We start from the raw sequence: 20,299 nt of genomic DNA, 5'->3' as shown, positions 1-20,299 counted from the left end.
ACTAGAGTAAGCCCGCTACCCGTTCCGAGTAGCGGGCTTTTTTATGGCGTTTGCTGGAGGCAGCGATGGTTTACGTACAGCGCGACGCGGCCGGGCGTTTGTTGCGAGTCGAACATGAGCCCTTTGAGGGTATGACGGAGAACCTGGCTGTCGAGAGCGAGGAGCTACACAGCTGGCTCGAGGCCAAGGAAGAGGTCAAGGCACGCCTGGACAGCCTGAAACAGTCTGACCTGGAGCTGGTGCGCGTACTGGAAGACGTGGTCAGCGTGCTGGTCGAACGAGGCGTTATCCGCTACACCGACCTGCCCGAGGCCGCGCGACAGAAGCTCGACCAGCGTGCCATCGCCCGTGCCGAAATCGAGGGCCTCAGCGGCCTGCTTGGCGACGACGAGCACGATCTGGTTTAGAACCCCGCCATTGCAGGAGCCGCGCCCCGCGGCGAAGCAGTCGGTGCGACAACCTGTAACCTCTGGAACCTCCCCTGGGGCGGGGCTCCTGCAATTATTGGTTGCCCCAGGGCGCTGGCGCGCCGATAAGGCGGCCCATGGCGCCGTGGACGCCCAGTTCGGTCAGCACTGCAAGTTCCTCTTCGGTTTCCACCATCTCGGCGATCAGCGGCAGGTCGATGCTGTTGGTGGCGCGGAAGATCGCTTCGATGAACAGCCGCTTGTCGCTCTCCTGGTCGATGGCGCGGATATAGGTGCCATCGATCTTCAGGTAGGCCAGGCCCAGGTGGGTGAGGTTGCCAATCAGGCTGAAGCGCCCACCGAAATGCTGCAGGCCCAGGTTGAAACCCGCCTCACGAATCGACTGGCTCAGCGCTTCCAGCTCGGCAGGCGGTGGCAGGTGGCGTTCGTCGATTTCCAGCGTCATCAGGTGTGCGACGTCCTCATGACGGTTCAGCACATCGAGCAGGCGCGCTTTGTCCTGTTCATTGCGCAGGGTTGCGGCAGACAGGCTCAGCGCCAGCGGGCGAGGATGTTGTGTGAGGTGGGCCAGGCTATGTTCGAGCATTGCCAGATCAAAGCGCGCGGCCCAGCCCAGGCGCTCGATCCAGGGCAGGAAGCGCCCGGCGGTGATGGCTTCGCCAGCCGGATCGAGCAGACGCGCCAGGACCTTGTGCTGCATGAGCGTCCCCGCAGCACAGTCGGCTACAGGCTGGAAGTACAACTGTATTTTGCCCTGGGTCAGCGCATCGTCGATCCAGGCGCGCCAGTCGTGCAGGCCCTGAGTGGTCCGGGCGATGAAGTCGTCGAGGCGCTCCCAGCACCTGTCTGTGTTGCTCTGTGCCTGAGCCAGCGCCTGATCCGCGCGGCTCAGCACGGCTTCGCTCTGTTCGCCGGGGCGAAAGGCGGCAATACCGATGTGGGCAACGGGATCGCAGTCACTGGCACCGGTCTGCTTCAGGCTGTTCAGGGCTTCACTGAGCTCGCTGGCCAGGCGCTCTGCGTCTTCGCCATTGAGGCCGGGCGCAAGCAGCGTGAACTCGCCACCGCGGTTGCGCGATGCCAGCCATTGGCTGCGCTCCGGTAACGCCAGCAGTTGCTTGAGTTGATCGCCCAATGCGGCGATCAGCGCGTCGGTACGCTGGCCGCCGAGGCGCTGGTTGAGGCCGCCCAGGTCGTTGAGGCGCAGCAGCAGCAGGTAGCCATCAGGATGCTGCTCGTTGATCACCAATTGGTTGCTCAGGCGTATGTCGAACTGGCGGCGGTTGGCCAGGCCGGTGAGGGTGTCCTGATAGGCCTCACCGCGCAGTTTTTCGCTGCGCGCGGCTTCCTCGGCGAACAGGGTCTTGAGCTTGTCGACCATCTGGTTCATGGCCAGCACCACACGCTTGAGCTCCGGCGTGCGCGGCACTCGCGGCAGGGTGAGGAACTCGCGGCGGCTGATGGCTTGCGCCTGCTGCACCATGTTGTCCAGCGGTCGCAGTTGGGTACGCAGCAGCCAGCCACCGAGCACGGCACTGACCAGGCCACACAGCAGTAGCCAGAACAGGCTGCCGAGGGCGCTGTCCCACAGCTTGGCCAGGGCGAACTGTGGATGGCTGAGCACCTCCACTCTGGCAGCCTGCTCCCAGCCGCGCATGATCAGCGCATCGCCGCCCTGGGGCTGCAGATCGACAAGATCGACGAACCAGCCGGGCAGATTGTCGGGTTTGATCTCGGTGCTGCGCTCGACGATCACGCTGTCGTCGGCAATGCGCACCACACGGATGCTGGCGAAGTAGCCGCTGTCGAAGATCGAGCTGACCATCAGCTCGATCATTGCCGGGTCGTCCACGTGCGGGGTCATCGACAGCCCCAGCGCCGTGGCGGCGTCCTGCGCGTGCGAGCGCAGCTGGCTGATCAACTGTTCGCGCGAGCTCTCCACTCCGGCGATGAAACTGCCGGTGAAGGCCACCACCAGAAACAGGCAGATGGCGAGAAACAGCTGCTTGAGTAGGGACATGGGATTCCTCCTAGCCTTCGCCGATGGCGAAGCCCTCCGCACGCATTTTTTTCAGAATGTCCTGCCAGCGAGAGAGCTTCTTGGTGTCGCTCTTGCGCGTATTGGAACCTGCGAGATAGAGGCCTTCGGCGTTGAAGGCGTACACCGGCAGCAGGTCTTTGCGCTGTGAGGCAGGGCGGATGTCGTTGATCAGGTTGTCCAGCACCAGCGGCTCGGCAGTGGGGCTGGCGTAGTAGGTCAGCACCATGTGCGCCTGGTTGTAGTTCAGCGCCTTGACGTAGGTAATGCGCAGCTTCTCGCTGGGGATGCCGAGGCGGCGCAGGGTGAAGTACTTGGCGATGGAATAGTCCTCACAATCGCCTGCGCCCTTGACCAGCATTTCCACGGGGGTTGCCCAGTAGTCGTTCTCGCGCCAGAGCTGACTGTCATCGACGAAGCGGATGGTGCGGTTGAAGAAGCGATTGACCTCGTTGAGCTTGTCCGCCTCGTTCAGGCTGGTGCTGCTCTTGATCGACTCTTCCCAGTCGAGAATGCGGTTGCGTGCGGGGCCGAGGTTGCCGTAGCGGTTTTCCGCGTTCTTCACGATCACGGCGAAGTCCCAATCGGCTACTGCCAGCGCGGCCAGCAGCCCGCCGCCGATCCACAGGATCAGCAGCCGCCAACGCCATCCCTGAACGCGCAGCCATCGCATGGGGTCGTCGTCTCCAGGCTCGATTGGCAGAGTCTAGGCGAGGTGTCGGCTTTTTGCCGGCCGCTTCGCTGGAACGAGAAAGTAGTGTCAAAAGGTTGTCGAGGAGGTGACTGGCTCCCGTAGCCCGGATGCAATCCGGGGGGGCTGGCGCTGGGGGGAGTGCATCCGGGCTACGCAGAGCACTCAGGGATTGGGCAGGGTCTTCTGCTTGAGGATGTACAGGCTGACCAGCACGGCACTGCCGAGCATGAATACTCGCGCCCAGGGCATGGGCACCAGATAGCAGGAGAAGCTGATGCTGGCCCACATCAGCACCAGGGCGTAGACCTTGCCCTTGAGCGGGATGCCCTGGCCCTCCAGGTAGTCGCGAATCCATGGGCCCAGGCGCGGGTGAGTGACCAGCCAGAGGTAGAAGCGCCGTGAGCTACGCACGAAACAGGCCGCCGCCAGGAGCAGGAACGGCGTGGTCGGCAGCACCGGCAGAAAGATGCCGATAACCCCGAGTGCCACGCTCAGCCAGCCGATGGTCAGCAGCAGGTAGCGGACACTGCGATGGCGGCTTGGCTGGATGTCACGCGGCATGTGCGGGTCTTGGCGGCGGCCGGGGCAGTGCCCCGGCGGGTTCGGTCAGTGGCGGGGCTTGAGCAGTGCGGGTTTTTCTTCCGGAGCCTGACACAGCAGGAAGAGGGCGGTCAGCAGTTCGGGAATCTGGTCGATCATGCTGTCCACCAGGTCGCGGTCGCGGGCGATCTCGGCAAACTCGGTCTGTTCGTCGAACAGGCCCGAGCCGACCATGATTGGCAGCAACAATTCGCTGACTTCGTCTTCGGCATCTTCGAACCACACGGCTTCACGCAGGAACACGCCTTCCATGAAACCGATGCACCAGCCGCGCAGATCGGAGTCATCCGGCTCGTCACCGAGTTCCAGGTCGCACGGCAGCTCGGGCTCTTCCTCGCCAGCCAGCTGGCGGGCGATGTGGGCTTTGAGGTGGACCAGCGTGCTTTCGATCTCTTCGCGTTCGGCGTCGCTGCGGTAGTTCGGCGTCTCGGCGAACAGCGCATCGATCCACTCACGCTCCGGTACCTGATCCGGGCAGATCGCCAGGGCGGTCAGGTAGCCATGGGCGGCCACGTAGTCCAACGCCTCTTCGTGCAGCTCATCGGCATCGAGAAAGGCTTGCAGGCGGGACAGTTGCTCAGCGAAGGACATCGTGGGGTTACCTTGAGGCTTAGGGGATAAACGAGGAAGGATTCTAGTTCACCGCCGCCTCTGCGACCAGCACGGGCGCTCTACTAACGGTGATTCAGCGGCTTCGGACGGGTAGGTGCCCTGTTGCCTGCGATCCTGCGGCATAATGCGCGGCCAGATTCGGAGGCCTTCATGCTCGACCACGCCATGCGCATTCTCAAAGACGTTTTCGGCTACGACGCTTTTCGCGGCAATCAGGCCGCGATCATCGAGCGTGTGGCCGGCGGCGGCGATGCCTTGGTGTTGATGCCTACCGGCGGCGGCAAGTCGCTGTGCTTCCAGGTGCCGGCACTGATGCGCGAGGGCCTGGCAGTGGTGGTCTCTCCGCTGATCGCCCTGATGGATGATCAGGTGGCCACCCTGGACGAGCTGGGTGTGGCAGCCGTGGCGCTGAATTCCACGCTGAGCCCTGACGAGCAGCGCGAGATCGCCGACCGTATCCGTCGCGGGCAGATCAAGATGCTCTACCTGGCGCCCGAGCGCCTGGTGCAACCGCGCATGCTGAGCTTCCTGCAGGGCCTGGATATCGCCCTGTTCGCCATCGACGAAGCGCACTGCGTGTCGCAGTGGGGCCATGATTTCCGGCCTGAGTATCTGCAACTCGGTCAGCTTGCCGAGCTCTTTCCCAATGTGCCGCGCATCGCCCTGACCGCTACCGCGGACAAACGTACCCGTGAGGAAATCGTCCAGCGCCTGCATCTGGACAACGCCGAGCGCTTTCTGTCGAGCTTCGATCGACCGAACATCTTCTACCGCATCCAGCCCAAGGATCAGCCGCGCAAGCAACTGCTCGGCTTTCTCGCCGCGCGCAAGGGCGATGCCGGCATCGTCTACTGCCTGTCGCGCAAGAAGGTCGAGGAGGTCGCCGATTTTCTCAGTAGTCAGGGCTTCCCGGCGTTGCCCTATCACGCCGGCTTGCCCAACGAATTGCGTGCCTTCAATCAGAAGCGCTTTCTCAATGAGGAAGGCTTGATCATGGTGGCGACCATCGCGTTCGGCATGGGCATCGACAAGCCCAACGTGCGCTTCGTCTGTCATCTGGATCTGCCCAAGTCGCTGGAGGCCTACTACCAGGAAACCGGGCGCGCCGGCCGCGACGGCTTGCCGGCCGATGCCTGGATGGCTTACGGCCTGCAGGACGTGATCTTCCTCAAGCAGATGCTCAACAATTCCGACGGCGATGAGCGTCACAAGCGCATCGAGCAGCACAAGCTCGATGCCATGCTCGCCCTGTGCGAGGAGACGCGCTGCCGCCGTCAGGCGCTGCTGGCCTACTTCGATGAAGAATTGCCCAACCCTTGCGGTCACTGCGACAACTGCATCGATGGCGTCGAGACCTGGGATGCCACCGAGCCGGCGCGCCAGGCGTTGTCGGCCGTCTATCGCAGCGGCCAGCGCTATGGCGTCGGCCATCTGGTGGACATTCTGCTGGGCCGTGACAACGAGAAGATTCGCGCCGCTGGTCATCAGCACCTGGCGGTGTTCGGTGTGGGCAAGGGCTTTTCCGAAGTCGAATGGCGCACCCTGTTCCGCCAGTTGGTCGCCCGCGGCCTGGCCGATGTCGATCTGGACGGTTTCGGCGGTCTGCGCCTGAGTGAGACCTGCCGGCCACTGCTGCGTGGTGAGGTCAGCCTGCAACTGCGCCGTGAGCCCAAGCCGGCGCAGGCGGCCAAGGCCTCCAGCAGCGCAGCCAGCCAACTGGTGCGTGGCCACGAGCGGGAAATGTGGGAAGCGCTGCGCAGTCTGCGTCGTAAGCTGGCCGAGGAGCACAGCGTACCGCCGTACGTGATCTTCCCCGATGCCACGTTGTTGGAGATGCTGCGCAGCCAGCCCAGCTCGCTGAGCGATATGGCCGAGGTCAGTGGCGTTGGCGCGCGCAAGCTGGAGCGCTACGGCCAGGCCTTCCTGGAAGTGCTCAACGGCAGCGGCGCAGATGAAGTGCCGGCTCCGGTGGCCGATTTGCGTCACGAGCTGGTCAGCCTGGCTCGCGCGGGTATGACCCCGACGCAGATCGCCGGCCAGTTGGGGTGCACTGAGAAAAACGTCTACAGCCTGCTGGCCGAGGCCATCGCCCAGCAGCAATTGAGCCTGGAACAGGCGCTGGATCTTCCGGAGGAACTGCTGGGCGAGATTCAGGAGGCCTTCCTCGATGGCGAGGGCGAGTTGCCGACAGTCAGCGAGATCGCCCCGCTGTTCGCCGGGCGGGTCGACGAGGCGGTGCTCTACTGCGTGCGTGCAGCACTGCAGGCCGAGTTCGAGGTGTAAGCGTCCCTTGGTAGCGGCCTGAGCTGAAGCCAGGGCTGCGAGTCGGTCGCATTCTGCAATGCTCGTGACGCAATCTGCGCTTGCCCTGTGCATCGGGTTATGGCTAGCTGGCTAATAATTAGTTTTTGACCTTTGTATGAGTCCGCTTGCCCATGTCTTACCCCGATCAACATCGCTTTGCCATGCAGGTTGCCCAGCTGTCACGTGCCTGGCGTTCCGAACTCGATAGACGCCTGGTCGGGCTGGGCCTGTCCCAGGCTCGCTGGCTGGTGCTGCTGCACCTGGCGCGCTTCAGCGAAATGCCGACCCAGCGTGAATTGGCGCAAAGCATCGGCGTGGAAGGGCCGACGCTGGCGCGCCTGCTCGACAGTCTCGAAAGCCAGGGGCTGGTCATTCGCGTGGCGGTACCCGAAGACCGCCGTGCCAAGAAGATTGCGTTGCAGCCGGACGCGCAGCCTTTGATCGAGAAGATCGAAGCGATTTCCACCCAACTGCGCCATGAAGTCTTCGCCGGCATCGACGAGGAGGATCTGCGTCGCTGTCAGCAGGTGCATGCTCGAGTGCTCGGCAACCTGATGAAGTGAAACGCCTGCACTGTCAAAAATCCGATCAATTTTTGATCGGATTTTTTCTGTGCCTAATTTTTGACTGATTTGCCTTGATAGCACTGTGCTTTCGTCGGCAAACTGGCGTCCAAGCCGCTACTTTGTGAATTAGTAGCCATAATGAATTTCGAGACGGCATCGACAAGGACCTTGTCACCCGTTTCGAAACTATCAAGGGCGCCAGTCTCCCGGCCAAGGGAAGCTCAGACAGGAAGTCGAGGAGGTGGCGTTCGAGCCGGATAACCCTGGAGGTCACATGGCTCGGGTGCGTCAGTTGGTGTTGGGTTTGGCGTCAGGATCCGCTCTCTATTCAGGAATGGCTCCGGCGCTGGGTTTGGGTGAAATCACGCTGCATTCGGCGCTGAATCAGCCTTTCGAGGCTGAAATCGAGCTGCTGGAAGTGGGCGATCTGGGTGCGCAGGATCTGCGTGTCGGTCTGGCACCGGCCGAAGTGTTCAGCCGTTCGGGTGTCGAGCGCTTCTACTTTCTCAATGATCTGCGTTTCACGCCGCTTCTGCAGGGGTCACGTAGCGTGATCCGCGTGGTGTCGAACCGTCCGGTTCGTGAGCCATACCTGAACTTCATCGTCGAAGTGGCGCGTCCCAATGGCCAGTTGCTGCGTGAATACACCGTGTTGCTGGACCCTCCCAGCTCTTCGGCTTACTCAGCCGTGGCTGCGCCAAGCGCAGCAGCCCTTGTGCAACCTTCCACTCGCGCCGTAGCACCGCTCTCGCCGGTCAGCACGGTCACACCACCGAGTGCATCTGCAGGGCACCGTCATCAGGTCAGCCGTGGCGACAGCCTCTGGTCCATCGCTGCGCGTCTGCGTGAGCAGGGCAGTACGCTATCTCAGCAGGCGCTGATGGAGGGCATTCTTGCCCTCAACCCGAATGCCTTTGCTGGCGGCGATCCAAGTCGTCTACAGGCTGGCGCCGACCTGCTGCTGCCTGATGCGGCGCGTGCGGGGGCTGCCCAGCCGACTGCTGCTCCGGCTTCTGCCGAGGCCGCACCTGCGCTCGCTGAAAACACTGCCGAAGGACCCGTTAGCGCGCCTCTGGCTGCCCTGGAGCCGGCACCGCAGCAAAGCGAAAGCCTGGAGCTGCTGGCCGAGAAGCAGCGCCAGGTCGATCTGGAGCTGGCCAATCAGGCGGCGGAAAATCTGCAGCTGCAACAAGGCCTGGCGCAACTGCAATTGCAACTGCAGCAGTTGCAGGAGCAATTGGCGCAGAAGGACGCTCAGTTGGCTGAGCTGGCTGCGCGTACGCCGGCCGAGCCGGTCGCCCAGCCCATTGCCGCCGCGCCGGCCGGTATCGAGGAGCCTGCGGTAGCAGAACGAGGCTGGTGGTCGACACTGCTGGCCGGTGGTATTGGGCTTCTGCTATTGCTCGGTGCGCTTTTCTGGGCCGTGCGGCGGCGTGGCGAGAAAACCAGGCCGGTGGTGCAGGTGCAGCCAAAGGCGCAGCCGCCTCAGCAACCGCCTCGCCCCCAACTCGCGCCGGTTACCGCTCCCGTTGGCGCAGCTCCGGTGGCCAAGGCAGTACCGGCGCCGGCTCCGGTGCGTGCTCAAGGGCCGGTCGACCCGCTCGAGGCAGCCAATGTCTACATAGCCTACGGTCGTGTCAGCGAGGCGCGTGGTGAGCTGAGCAAGGCGCTGGCTCAGGACCCACAGCGCAGTGATCTGCGCTTTCGCCTATTGGAAGTGCTGGCACTGCTGGGCGATGGAGCGGGCTTCGCGCGCGAGGAAGCGGTCCTGCGTGCCGAGGCGTTCGATGATGCACGCATCGATGCGCTGAAAGCACGTCATCCCGATCTGCGGGTGACTCAGCAGGCAGTTCTCGAACCTGTCGCTGCGCTGCAACCGGCGGCCGCGCCTGCGGCTGAACCCGATTTCCAGCTCAATCTCGACGACCTGTCACTGGACGCCGACTGGGACCTGGTCAGCCCGTTCCCGGCCACTGCCAAGGCCAAACCCAAGCTCAAGGCCGCCGCAGAACCGGAGTTCGATGCATCGTTCGCCAGCAATCTGCAGGAACTGCCCGAGGTGTTCGAGCTGCATCATGAGGACGAGCAGTTGAGCGCCTTTGGTGAGATGGAGATGGTGCTTAGCGATGATATGCCGGCCCTGGATGACAACTTCCTCGACGCTTTCGCCGGCGATGCCGACGCCACTGCCGCGCTGCAGGGCGATATCGACCATCTGGCGGGCAATCCGGAGCACATGGCCCAGCTCAACCAGGCACTGGCCTATATCAAACAGGGCGATATCGCCACCGCCTGCGACATCCTCAACGAGGTGATCGATCACGGTGACGACGAGCAGAAAAAGGCCGCTCGGCAGTTGCTGGCAGAAATTGCCTGATCGACCCTGCTGTCATGTAACGAGGCCGCGTACATGCGCGGCCTCTTCGTTTCAGAAGCTCTTGCCCAGGTTCAGGTACAGCGCTTTTTCCCGCTCGTCGTTGAAGCCGTAACTGAAGTTCAGCGGCCCCAGCGGTGTATCCAGACCAAGGAAGATGCTGGCGGCGTTGATGTAGCCGCTGTCGAAGGCGTTGTCGTTGTTCCAGGCGCGGCCGCGCTCCAGCGACATGCCCAGGTACAGCGGGAAGTTCAGCGGCAACATCGAGGTGGGTGTCATGCGTCGGTAGTAGATCATCCGCGCCAGCGCCATGTTCTGGCCGCTCAGCGAGTCCTGGCGAAAGCCCGACAGCTCCTGGGCGCCGCCGAGAATGAAGCCCGAGGTGACCACTTCCGCCTCATCCAGGGTGCGTCCGTAGCGACCACCGAACAGCCAGGTGTTGGGGCCGTGGCTGTAGGCCTTATCCAGCTTCAGCTGCCATTGCCGATATTCCTCGTCCGAACCCAGGCCGCGATCATACTTGCGCAGCATCAGACCGATGTCCTCGCCGGTGCGTGGGAAGTCGAGGTTATCCAGGGTGTCGAAGGAGTACAGCAGCTCGTAATACCCTTCACTGAAGCTGAAGCTGGGCAGGTCGCGCTCGCCGACGCGCACATCCGCCTCGCCCCAGGCCTGGGCGATACCGAAGCGAATCTCGCCGTTGTTGGCGATCTGCCTGCCGAGGTTGAGGCCATAGCCGTAGCGCTCCAGGCGGTATTCGGCGATGGGGTCGTTGTCCAGGATCGCTTCGACGTTCTGCGCCTCGCCGAACAGGTAGGGCGCGACGAAGTAACGCGAGCCGGCGTCCAGCGGCTGGTAGAACTCGCTGTAGAGCTCCTGGCGGTCACCCAGCTGCAGGCGTGTCAGCCATTCGGCGCCGAGCTCGTTGATGCCGTTGACGCGGTAGCTGGCGCCGATGTTGAAAGCGCTGTCGCCACGCATGTCGTCGGACAGATTGAGCCCCAGGCGCAGGTAGTCGGTTCCGGTGCGCTTGCCACGCGCATCGATCACCAGCGCACTACCTTGTTCGTCCAGCGGCTCCACGCGGTATTGCACGCGCTCGAAGTAGTCCAGGCCGTACAGCGTGCCCATGTCTTTCTGCAGGCGATTCATGTCCAGCGGCTCGCCGAGAGGTTGGCGAATGTGCCGACGAATCACCGCGTCGCCGACTTTCGAGTCGTTTTCCACCTGAATCTCGCGAATCACCGGTGTGCGCTGTTCGCGCGAGCGCGCCATGGCCAGCGCAGGGTTGCCGGCGCTGCTGGTACGCAAGCGGGCCAGGCGCTCTGCCTGGATCTGCGTGGCACGGTAACCGGCGTCCATCATCTGTTCGCCACGATTGAAGTCGGCGACGCCAAAACCGGCCAGAGCAGGCTGGATCAATACGTCGTCTGCCCCCAGCGTTTCGAGTTGGGCCTCGGAGTTCTTGCGCATCATCAGGTTGATCGACTGGTTCATCACGTCGACCACGGTGAGCAGGTCCTTGGCCGGTTTCAGTGGCATACCCAGGTCGACGACGATGACGTGATCGACGCCCATCTGCCGCGCGACGTCGATTGGCACGTTGTTGACCATGCCGCCGTCGACCAGCAGGCGGCCGTCCACTTCCACCGGGGCGAACACCGCCGGGATCGACATACTGGCGCGCATCACCTGCGGCAGGTGGCCGCTGCTCATGATCACCTGTTCACCGGTGACCACATCGGTGGCCACGGCGCGATAGGGGATCGGCAGATGATCGAAATCGCGGGTGGCGCTGCGATGCACCAGCAGGCTTTCCAGCAGCAGCGCCAGGTTCTGGCCCTGAATCACGCCCAGCGGCAGGCCAAGGCTGCCGTCGTCGCGGAAACTGAGTTTCTGCTTGATCAGAAAATCGCGGTCGTCCTGCTTGCGGCGAAAGGGGATGTCCTCGCGTGGCGGTGAGTCGGACAGCGCCTGTTGCCAGTCCAGTTCCAGCGCCAGGCGCTCAAGCTCAGCCACCGAATAGCCGGCGGCATAGAGCCCGCCGACGATGGCGCCCATGCTGGTACCGGCGATGGCGTCGATGCGAATGCCTTGTTCTTCCAGCGCCTTGAGCACACCAATGTGTGCCAGGCCGCGAGCGGCTCCGCCCGACAGCACCAGGCCGACACGTTCGGCGGCGATGACAGGCAGGCTGGACAGAGCGAACAGGCAAAGCAGCGAAAGGAGCAGGCGGCGCATGATGGATTCCGGCAGGAGCAAAGACAAAGACCGGTATTATAGGCACCAAGCCCCACAGTAGAGCCCCTGCCATGCCCGATCAGAAGCCCGAAATCGTCATCACCTATTGCACCCAGTGTCAGTGGTTGCTGCGCGCCGCGTGGCTGGCTCAGGAGCTGCTGAGTACCTTTGCCGACGAGTTGGGCCGGGTCAGCCTGGAGCCGGGCACGGGCGGCGTGTTCCGCATCTTCTGTGATGGCCGGCAGATCTGGGAACGCAAGGCCGATGGTGGCTTCCCCGAGGCCAAGGTGCTCAAGCAACGGGTGCGCGATCTGATCGATCCAACCCGCGACCTGGGCCACAACGACCGGTAGAGCCTATTTATGATCTGCTGCGCGTCGGCGTTACTGCGTTAAAAACAAGCTGGAGCGCCAGCCCGGTCGAAATGCTCATGTACAAACGTACAGTCGCCCGCGACTCCGACCGTTCCGCGCTTATTTTTTCGGGGCCGCCATCGGTGTTGTATCGCTCTAGCTCGAGAGATCCTGAACAGGCTCTTGGGCGACGTCTTAGGGTCAGCGCGCCATGCGCGCTGAGACGAAGATGGCGCTGACGATCAGCACACCTCCGGCCAGCATGCGTAGCGTCGGCTGTTCACTGAACAGCCACCAGGCGAACAGAATCCCGTAAACCGGTTCCAGGGCGAAGATCACTGCCGTGGTGCGTGCCTTGAGCACGCGCAGGCTGGCGACGAACAGGCTGTGTGCCAGGCCCGTGCAGAAGATGCCGAGCATGGCCAGCCACAGCCAGTCTACCGCGCTCACGCTGGGCAGCAGCGGCCAGGCCAGCGGCACAAAGCACAGCAGTACGGTGATGTTCTGGTACAGCGCGGCCTTCACCGGGTCGAGGCCACGGGTGCTGGCGCGATTGAGCAGCGATAGCAGAGCGAACAGAAAACCTGACAGCACTGCCCACAGTAATCCGACTGTGGCATCACTGCTCAGGCTGAACTGCGGCGTGACCAGGATCAGCCCAGCGCACACTACGCCGACCATGGCGAACTCGCTGGGACGGGTGCGTTCGCGAAACAGCAGGCCCTCGAGCAATACGGTAAAGGCCGGGAAGCTGGCGAAACCCAGGGTGGCGATGGCCACGCCGGAGACCTTCACCGCTTCGAAGAAGGTGACCCAGTGCGTGCCCAGCAGCAGGCCGCCGAGTGCCAGCAGGGCCATCTGCCGCAGGCTCGGGCGAATCGCGTTGCGACTGCGCCAGAGCACCGCAGCCAGGCTCAGGGCGAGCACGGCGAAGAACGCGCGGCCGCCTGCAATCATGTTCGGTGTGGTCGCCGCGAGCTTGCCAAAGATTCCCGACAAGCCGAACAGCAGTGCACCCAGGTGAATCGCCAGCAGGGCGTTACGTTCCGTCATGCCAGGCGCGCACCGTTGGGCAATGGTTGGTCGAAACCGGCGAGGACAACGCGGTTTTCGCGGTCATACACCCCGGTCACCAGTACATCCGAGCGCACGCCGGCGATGCGTTTGGGGGCGAAATTGCACACGCACAGCACCTGGCGACCAACCAGTTCGTCACAGCCGTAGTGTGCGGTGATCTGGGCGCTGGAAGTCTTGATGCCCAGTTCGCCGAGATCCACTTCCAGCACGTAAGCCGGCTTCACGGCCTTTTCATTGGGGCGGGCGCTGTGAATGGTGCCGACGCGCAGCTCCACTTTCTCGAAATCCTGCCATTCGATGGTTTGCATGGGGTACTCCTCAATGATGCGGCGCAGTCTATGCGGCGCAGACGGCAGCTGTCTGTCGCGGGAGTGATGAGTTTTGTCGCCAGGCTATCGAGGGTTAGTGCGGGCATCGCTGGCTACCGGTGCGCAAGGCGCACCCTACAGAAGCTGTGACGACGCTCGCGTAGGGTGTGCCGCGCGCACCGGGACCAACCGATAGTTCTGCGCTGCGCATGACGCACCCTATGGCTCGTGTGTTGGCTAGCGCGTGCGGCGCAATTGCCTTGGGGTCATGCCGAGGTGGCGGGAGAGGGCGGCGGTGAATGCGCTTTGCGAGTTGTAGCCGACTCGGGCCGCGATTTCGCCAACGGCCAGGTCGCTGCCACGCAGCAGTTGTTCGGCCAGGTGCAGGCGCCGTTGACGAATATGCTCCATGGGCGTGCGCCCGGTCTCGGCGAGGAAGCGGGCGTGGAAGCGCGCCACCGACAGACCGGCCAGGCGCGCCAGGTCCGCCACCTGCAGCGGATGTGTCACGTGCTGTTCGATATAGCGATCCAGGGCCGCCATCGGCAGGCCGGGCGCTTCGGCATGCTGGCGGCTGCAGGCCAGGCTGCCGAGTAGCAAGGCCGCACCCTGGCCGGCGATGATCGGGTCATTGATCGGGCTGCTGGCCAGCCAGTTGAGGAGCTGGCCCTGCGAGGCATCGAGTTGCAGGGCGTTGGGCTTGTCCAGCAGACGCTGGATATCGTTCGCATGGTGGCCGAGCTGGCGTTCCAGCCAGTCGTTGGCCGGCAGGTCCAGTACCAGGCACTGGCTGCCACGCGGGCTGCCGCAGGTATGGCGGGCTTCGGCCGGTACTACGGCCAGATGGTGGCGCAGTACCTGGCTGCCCTGACCATCCACTTCGAATTGCAGCTCGCCCGCCAGGCCGAACACCAGTTGCGCATGGTCGTGGCTATGGCTGAGCACTTCGTGACTGTAATGACGCAGGGACAGGGTCGGGAGCATGGCGGTTTCCTCGGTAACCGCCGGAGTGTAACGCCAGGGCCGAGGTGATGCTGCGTCATCGAACGGTCTTTTTCCTGTCACAAGCATTTCACCGCGACCCCTCAAGCTCGACTAAACCCAGCCGGAGGTCGCCCATGACCAGCGCCCAGCTCGCCAAGCCCAGCCGCAAGCAACGTGTCCGTACCCTGTGGATATCCGACGTGCACCTCGGCACACGCGATTGTCAGGCCGAACACCTGGCAGCCTTTCTCAAGCGCTATCACGCTGACCGCATCTATCTGGTGGGCGACATCATCGATGGCTGGAAACTGCGCGGTGGCATTTACTGGCCGCAAGCGCACACCAACGTGATCCGTCGCCTGCTGACCATGAGCAAGCGCGGTACCGAGGTCATCTACGTCACCGGCAACCATGACGAATTCCTGCGCCGATACTCCAGCCTGCTGTTGGGCAATATCCAACTGGTGGATGAGGCCGTGCACGTCACGGCCGATGGCCGTCAATTGCTGGTGATCCATGGCGATCAGTTCGATGTGATCACCCGTTATCACCGCTGGTTGGCCTTTCTCGGGGATTCGGCCTACGAGTTCACCCTGACTCTCAATCGCTGGCTCAATCACTGGCGCAGCCGCTGGGGATACGGATACTGGTCCTTGTCGGCTTACCTCAAGCACAAGGTCAAGACGGCGGTGAATTTCATCAGCGACTTCGAGGAAGCCATCGCTCACGAGTGCGTCAAACGCGGCTTGCAGGGCGTGGTCTGCGGCCATATCCACCATGCCGAGATTCGCCAGGTGAGCGGCGTGGAATACATGAACTGCGGCGACTGGGTGGAGTCCTGCACGGCGCTGATCGAGCACTGGGACGGGCAGATCGAGCTCTATCGCCTGGCCGAGGCGCAACTGGCCAGCGAGGAGCCGGCCGTCGCCCTCGAGACCGGCGCATGAGGATACTCATCGTCTCCGACGCCTGGGCGCCTCAGGTCAATGGCGTGGTCACCAGCCTGGCCGCGTTGGTCAGCGAACTGCGTGGGTTGGGACATCAGGTCAAACTGCTGTCGCCCGCCGATTTTCGCGCTGTGCCCTGTCCGACCTACCCGGAGATACCGCTGGTTTGGGATCTGTGGCGTGTCGGTGCGGCGATTCGCGACTTTCGTCCAGACTGCGTGCACCTCGCGACAGAGGGGCCGCTGGGTTGGGCAGCGCGGCGTTGGCTGGTCAAGCGTGGGCTGGCGTTTTCCACGGCTATCCATACGCGATTCCCTGAGTACGTCAGCACCCGCTGGCCGTGGATTGCGCCGCGTTGGGGTTATGCCTTTCTGCGCGCGTTCCATCGCCCCAGTCAGGCCGTGCTGGTGACCACCGAGCGGTTGCGCGAGGAGTTCGCCAACTGGGCTCTGCAGCGGCTGCAACTGTGGCGTAAAGGGGTGGATACCCGATTGTTCCGGCCGGACGAGACGCGCACTCGTCCGGTGCGGCCAGTGTTTCTCTATGTCGGACGCATCGCTCCGGAAAAGAACCTGCAGGCCTTTCTCGATCTGGATTTACCGGGAGAGAAACGCGTGGTCGGCGACGGCCCGCAGCGTGAGGCGCTGCAACAGCAGTATCCGCTGGTGCGCTTTCTCGGTTATCGCCATGGCCAGGCGTTGGCCGAGGCCTATCAGGATGCCTCGGTGCTGGTCTTCCCCTCGCGTACCGATACCTATGGGCTGGTGATGCTGGAAGCGCTGGCTTGCGGTACGCCGGTGGCTGCGTTTCCCGTGGCCGGGCCGCTGGATGTGCTGTTGCAAGGGCAGAGCGGGGTGATGGACGAGGATCTGCGTGCTGCCTGCCTGGCTGCGCTGGAACTGGATCGCGGGCGTTGCGCAGAGCTGGCGGCAGCGCAGTCCTGGCGCGCTTCGGCGCTGGAGTTTCTGGCGTTGCAGGCGCTGATCGATGGTGAGCCGGTGGTATTGAACGAGGCGCTGCCGGATACCGCGTTGTAATCGGCTTTTATCGCGGCTGGAGCCACTCCCACAAGGGCGGTTCGCAGGAGCGGCTTCAGCCGCGAATCGCCCTCAGGTCGTTCGCTTCAGAGAATGACCTTGTCGCGCAGCTTTTCGGCCGCCTGATTGAGCGCCTGGATCACGCGCTCCTTGTCGAAGTTTTGAATGCCGTTGGTGTCCAGGTACATGGAGAAGCCCGGCAGTTCGTGCTCGACGTAGCTGGAAGTGGCGCCCAGGTCCCGGCGGAAGTCCACCACTTGGTAGATCTGTACCGGGCGAGTGAAGCCCTTGACGGCGATCTGGCCCTTGTCGCGGCACATGATCACGTCCTTGACCAGCGAATAGGTCTCGTGGGAAATCAGGATCTCGCCGGATTCGGCGGCGCTTTCCAGGCGGCTGGCAAGGTTCACGTCGCGGCCGATGATGGTGTAGTCCATGCGCGTGTCGGCGCCAAAGTTGCCCACCGTGCAGTAGCCGGTATTGAGGCCCATGCGGATTTCCAGCGGTTTGGTGATGCCCTGGGCGCGCCATTGCTGGCGTAGCACTTTCATGTGCTTGCGCATGGCGATGGCCATGGACACCGCAGCGACCGCATCCTTCTTGGCGCCGTTGCTGCTCGGGTCGCCGAAGAACACCATGACGCAGTCACCGATGAACTTGTCGATGGTGCCGCCGTATTTCAGGCTGATCTTCGACATTTCGTTGAGGTAGGTGTTGAGCAGGTCGGTCAGGGCTTCGGCTTCCAGTTCTTCCGACAGCTCGGTGAAGCCCTTGATGTCGGAGAAGAACACCGTGAGCTTCTTGCGCTGGGTTTCCAGGCGCACGCTCTTCTTGCCGGTAAAGATCGATTCCCAGACCTGTGGTGACAGGTACTTGGCCAGGTTGCGCGCCAGGCGTGCAGCCTTTTCCTGCTCACGCTTGATCTCGCTGCGTACCTGGGCCAGACGCAGGCCCTGCTGGTTGACGAAATAGGCGGTGATGCAGATGTACAGGGTGGTGAAGAGGATGCTGACCAGCGCCACCAGGGTCGGCGTGTCGGTATTGGGATGAACCCCCACCAGCGCGGCGCACAGCGCCATGCCACTGGCGGCCACCAGCAGCGCCATGCCGAGATAGCGCATGCCACCGACGACCAGTGCACTGAAACACAGAATCAGCAGGAACATCAGGCTGGGTACGGCGGAGAAACCCAGCAGCACGCAGGATGCGCCGGCGTGCAGGGCATCGAAGAAAAGCAGGGCGAGGTCAGTCTGCTGCGGGTAGTCGCGCTTGAAGCGGCGGCTGAGATTGTGCGCCAGATGAGGGTAGAGCAGGGCGTAGGGCACCATCCACAGAATGTCGTAGGCGAAGTGCCCGACATAGGTGCCGGCGGCGATGCTGGCGGCCGTGGCGATATAGGCCAGTACGCGCGAATAGTATTCACGCAACGGCGGCGTCGGTAGCCCGTTGGCACGGCTGGTGATTGCTGGCTTCATCTGCTGGAACTGTCCCTGCTGGATTTCTGGCGTCTCTGCTGGACGCCTGGCTGGTCTGCAAGACCTGAGCCAGAGGCTCGCTGGGCGGGGATCATAACCAAGGGGGTGGCGGCCAGCCAAGCATGGCCGCCGAACGGTGGCGCAACAGTGGCCGGCGGTCAGGCGCCGGTATTATCCATTGCAGCCAGATAGATGGAGTTCTTCGGCCGGGCGAACACGCGCTGCAACATGGGCTCGAAGAAGCTCAGTGGCAGGCTTTCATAGTCCGGGTCGAAGGCGGCCGCATCGTACCTGGCGCAGAACTCGATGGTCGCCTGGTATTGGGGGTGATCCTTGAACTGCTCGCGCAGATGGCGATCCATGCCCAGGTGATGGAAGAAGTAATAGCCCTGGAAGATGCCGTGCTTCTCCACCATCCAGTGGTTCTCGGCACTGACGAAGGGCTTGAGGATGGCCGCGGCGATGTCCGGGTGGTTGTAGCTGCCGAGGGTATCGCCGATGTCATGCAGCAGCGCGCAGATCACGTACTCCTCGTCGCGGCCGTCGTGATAGGCGCGGGTGGCGGTCTGCAGCGAGTGGGTCAGACGGTCCACCGGGAAACCACCGAAATCGCCGTCGAGCAGGCGCAGGTGGTCGAGGATGCGGGCAGGCAACTGAGCGGCGTAGGCGGCGAAGTCCTGGGCGATGATGGCCCAGTCCTCGGCCTGGCCGTCTTGCATGTGGGTAAAGCGGGCGCGGCTATTCATGGGCGTTCTCGTTCTTGTTGTTCTGTAGAGAGGCGTACATCCGTTTCATCAGAAACGGATACGGCCGGTGAAGGCATCCTTGAGCATTACCCAATCGCCCATCAGGCTGTACAGCGGATAGTCGAAGGTAGCCGGTCGGTTCTTCTCGAAGACGAAATGGCCGACCCAGGCAAAGCCATAACCGGCCAGCGGCATGGCCAGCAGCCAGAGCCATTGCTGAGTGAGCAGGGCGTAGGCGAGGATCGCCAGCACCAGCAGACTACCGGCATAGTGCAGACGGCGGCACACAGGGTTGCTGTGTTCCTGCAGGTAGTAGGGATAGAACTCGGCGAAGCTCTGGTAGCGTTCGGTGGTCTGGGCGGTCATGGCGCACCTCCTGTTATTGTCACTGTCAGTGTAAATGCGCTGTCTCCGCGGGCCACTGACTTAAAGTGCCAGTCTAGTATCCTTGCGCCGCCAACCATGGCCTTGCTGACTGATCACAAGAACAAGACGATGAGCGAAAGAACCACATCCTCCAACTGGGCCTTGGCCATCGTGCAGGCGCTGGAGCTGGGCGGCGTCGACTGCACCAGCCTGTTCGCCGAGCTGGGCATGGATTACGCCGCATTGAATGACCCGGATGCGCGCTTCCCGCAGGACGGCATGACCCGTCTGTGGCAGCGCGCCGTGGCGCTGTCGGGCAACCCGGCGATCGGTCTGAACATGGCGCAAGTGGTGCGCCCTGCGTCCTTCCATGTCGTGGGCTACGCGCTGATGTCCAGCCGCAACCTGCGTGATGGCTTCACTCGTCTGGTGCGCTATCAGCGCATCATCGGTGAAGGTGCAGACCTGAATCTTATGCCGCAACCCGACGGCTATGCGCTGACGCTGGCCATTCATGGCGACCGCCTGCCGCCGGCCCGGCAGAGCGCCGAGGCCTCGCTGGCGTACTGTCTGGCGTTTTGCCGCTGGATGACCAGCAAGCCCATTCGCCCGCGCGAGATTCGTCTGCAAGGCCCGCCACCTGTCGATCTGACGCCCTACCAGCAGGTGTTCCAGGCGCCTCTGAAGTTCAATGCCGAGCACTATGGGTTGATCTTCGAGCGTGCTGATCTGGAAACACCATTGCCCAGTGCCAATGAGGCGCTGGCGCAGCTGCATGACCGTTTTGCCGGAGAATACCTGGCGCGTTTCTGCAGCAGCCGTGTCACCCATCAGGCACGTCAGGTACTGTGTCGCCTGTTGCCCCAGGGCGAACCACGGCGTGAGGTGGTGGCGCAAACGCTGCACCTGTCGCAGCGTACGCTGCAGCGGCGTCTGCAGGAGGAGGGCACCAGCTACCAGCAGCTGCTCGACGACACCCGCCGTGAGCTTGCCGAGCAGTATCTCGGTCAGGTCGACCTGACGTTGCTGGAAGTCGCCTATCTGCTGGGCTTTGCCGATCCGAGCAACTTCTTCAGGGCGTTTCGCCGCTGGTTCGGTGAAACGCCCGGCGAGTATCGCAGCCGTCGTGGTCTGGTCGGCTAGGGCTCA

General features: G+C 63.1%; 19 protein-coding genes. 8 read left to right on the top strand and 11 right to left on the bottom strand.

The genetic code is table 11. The annotated features are described in order from the left end of the window. Nucleotides 1–65: 65 nt before the first annotated feature. Entirely contained in the window at nucleotides 66–407 is a 342-nt protein-coding gene (locus tag H3221_RS09430; RefSeq protein WP_079784014.1) for a tryptophan synthase subunit beta, read from the top strand. 94 nt (nucleotides 408–501) lie between these two features. On the opposite strand, the gene lapD is transcribed toward H3221_RS09430, so the two are convergent. From lapD to H3221_RS09410, 4 genes are all read right to left on the bottom strand, one after another. Beyond that, nucleotides 502–2,448 carry a cyclic di-GMP receptor LapD gene (gene lapD, locus H3221_RS09425; protein WP_196474016.1) on the bottom strand — a complete coding sequence of 649 codons (1,947 nt, stop codon included), beginning with the start codon at nucleotides 2,446–2,448 and terminating at the stop codon, nucleotides 502–504. Between the two features lie 10 nt (nucleotides 2,449–2,458). After that, entirely contained in the window at nucleotides 2,459–3,139 is a 681-nt protein-coding gene (gene lapG / locus H3221_RS09420; protein WP_196474017.1) for a cysteine protease LapG, read from the bottom strand. 183 nt (nucleotides 3,140–3,322) lie between these two features. Further along, a complete protein-coding gene (locus H3221_RS09415; RefSeq protein WP_196474018.1) occupies nucleotides 3,323–3,721 on the bottom strand; it encodes a YbaN family protein in 399 nt (132 codons plus the stop codon). Between the two features lie 45 nt (nucleotides 3,722–3,766). After that, nucleotides 3,767–4,351 (bottom strand): UPF0149 family protein, encoded by a 585-nt coding sequence (locus tag H3221_RS09410; RefSeq protein ID WP_196474019.1) that lies wholly within the window; start codon nucleotides 4,349–4,351, stop codon nucleotides 3,767–3,769. 171 nt (nucleotides 4,352–4,522) lie between these two features. Here H3221_RS09410 and recQ point away from each other — a divergent pair, with 171 nt between their 5' ends. The 3 genes from recQ to H3221_RS09395 all read left to right on the top strand — a co-directional run bounded on the left by recQ (nucleotide 4,523) and on the right by H3221_RS09395 (nucleotide 9,619). Further along, nucleotides 4,523–6,655, top strand: a complete 2,133-nt coding sequence (recQ, locus tag H3221_RS09405) for a DNA helicase RecQ (RefSeq protein ID WP_196474020.1) — start codon at nucleotides 4,523–4,525, stop codon at nucleotides 6,653–6,655. 152 nt (nucleotides 6,656–6,807) lie between these two features. Continuing rightward, a complete protein-coding gene (locus tag H3221_RS09400; RefSeq protein ID WP_090336714.1) occupies nucleotides 6,808–7,239 on the top strand; it encodes a MarR family transcriptional regulator in 432 nt (143 codons plus the stop codon). A gap of 277 nt (nucleotides 7,240–7,516) precedes the next feature. Further along, nucleotides 7,517–9,619, top strand: a complete 2,103-nt coding sequence (locus H3221_RS09395; protein WP_450091410.1) for a FimV/HubP family polar landmark protein — start codon at nucleotides 7,517–7,519, stop codon at nucleotides 9,617–9,619. Nucleotides 9,620–9,670: 51 nt separating this feature from the next. On the opposite strand, the gene H3221_RS09390 is transcribed toward H3221_RS09395, so the two are convergent. Continuing rightward, nucleotides 9,671–11,857 carry a patatin-like phospholipase family protein gene (locus H3221_RS09390; RefSeq protein ID WP_196474021.1) on the bottom strand — a complete coding sequence of 729 codons (2,187 nt, stop codon included), beginning with the start codon at nucleotides 11,855–11,857 and terminating at the stop codon, nucleotides 9,671–9,673. Nucleotides 11,858–11,928: 71 nt separating this feature from the next. Here H3221_RS09390 and H3221_RS09385 point away from each other — a divergent pair, with 71 nt between their 5' ends. Then, nucleotides 11,929–12,210 (top strand): SelT/SelW/SelH family protein, encoded by a 282-nt coding sequence (locus H3221_RS09385; protein ID WP_196474022.1) that lies wholly within the window; start codon nucleotides 11,929–11,931, stop codon nucleotides 12,208–12,210. 201 nt (nucleotides 12,211–12,411) lie between these two features. Here the strand turns inward: H3221_RS09385 and H3221_RS09380 are convergent, their stop codons facing one another. From H3221_RS09380 to H3221_RS09370, 3 genes are all read right to left on the bottom strand, one after another. After that, nucleotides 12,412–13,263 (bottom strand): DMT family transporter, encoded by an 852-nt coding sequence (locus H3221_RS09380; protein ID WP_196474023.1) that lies wholly within the window; start codon nucleotides 13,261–13,263, stop codon nucleotides 12,412–12,414. Further along, complete coding sequence (locus H3221_RS09375; protein WP_196474024.1) at nucleotides 13,260–13,595, bottom strand: tRNA-binding protein; 336 nt, start codon at nucleotides 13,593–13,595, stop codon at nucleotides 13,260–13,262. Before H3221_RS09375 ends, H3221_RS09380 begins: the two co-directional genes overlap by 4 nt. A gap of 237 nt (nucleotides 13,596–13,832) precedes the next feature. Continuing rightward, nucleotides 13,833–14,579 carry a helix-turn-helix transcriptional regulator gene (locus H3221_RS09370; RefSeq protein WP_196474025.1) on the bottom strand — a complete coding sequence of 249 codons (747 nt, stop codon included), beginning with the start codon at nucleotides 14,577–14,579 and terminating at the stop codon, nucleotides 13,833–13,835. Between the two features lie 134 nt (nucleotides 14,580–14,713). Here H3221_RS09370 and H3221_RS09365 point away from each other — a divergent pair, with 134 nt between their 5' ends. Beyond that, nucleotides 14,714–15,526, top strand: a complete 813-nt coding sequence (locus tag H3221_RS09365) for a UDP-2,3-diacylglucosamine diphosphatase (protein WP_074675017.1) — start codon at nucleotides 14,714–14,716, stop codon at nucleotides 15,524–15,526. Continuing rightward, nucleotides 15,523–16,563: a glycosyltransferase family 4 protein gene (locus tag H3221_RS09360; RefSeq protein WP_196474026.1), complete on the top strand. Its 1,041-nt coding sequence runs from the start codon at nucleotides 15,523–15,525 to the stop codon at nucleotides 16,561–16,563. Before H3221_RS09365 ends, H3221_RS09360 begins: the two co-directional genes overlap by 4 nt. A gap of 86 nt (nucleotides 16,564–16,649) precedes the next feature. On the opposite strand, the gene H3221_RS09355 is transcribed toward H3221_RS09360, so the two are convergent. The 3 genes from H3221_RS09355 to H3221_RS09345 all read right to left on the bottom strand — a co-directional run bounded on the left by H3221_RS09355 (nucleotide 16,650) and on the right by H3221_RS09345 (nucleotide 19,150). Beyond that, a complete protein-coding gene (locus tag H3221_RS09355) occupies nucleotides 16,650–18,038 on the bottom strand; it encodes an adenylate/guanylate cyclase domain-containing protein (RefSeq protein WP_196474027.1) in 1,389 nt (462 codons plus the stop codon). Nucleotides 18,039–18,196: 158 nt separating this feature from the next. Further along, the gene (locus H3221_RS09350; RefSeq protein ID WP_196474028.1) at nucleotides 18,197–18,784 is read right to left on the bottom strand and encodes an HD domain-containing protein; all 588 of its coding nucleotides are present in this window, start codon (nucleotides 18,782–18,784) and stop codon (nucleotides 18,197–18,199) included. Between the two features lie 48 nt (nucleotides 18,785–18,832). Then, nucleotides 18,833–19,150, bottom strand: a complete 318-nt coding sequence (locus tag H3221_RS09345; protein ID WP_160016751.1) for an Mpo1-like protein — start codon at nucleotides 19,148–19,150, stop codon at nucleotides 18,833–18,835. A gap of 129 nt (nucleotides 19,151–19,279) precedes the next feature. Here H3221_RS09345 and H3221_RS09340 point away from each other — a divergent pair, with 129 nt between their 5' ends. Next, complete coding sequence (locus H3221_RS09340) at nucleotides 19,280–20,293, top strand: AraC family transcriptional regulator (RefSeq protein WP_196474029.1); 1,014 nt, start codon at nucleotides 19,280–19,282, stop codon at nucleotides 20,291–20,293. Nucleotides 20,294–20,299 lie beyond the last annotated feature (6 nt).

Origin of the sequence: Pseudomonas chaetocerotis, assembly GCF_015712105.2 — a bacterium.
Taxonomy (GTDB): Bacteria; Pseudomonadota; Gammaproteobacteria; order Pseudomonadales; family Pseudomonadaceae; genus Aquipseudomonas; species Aquipseudomonas chaetocerotis.
This window is presented reverse-complemented; position numbering and strand designations above follow the sequence as displayed.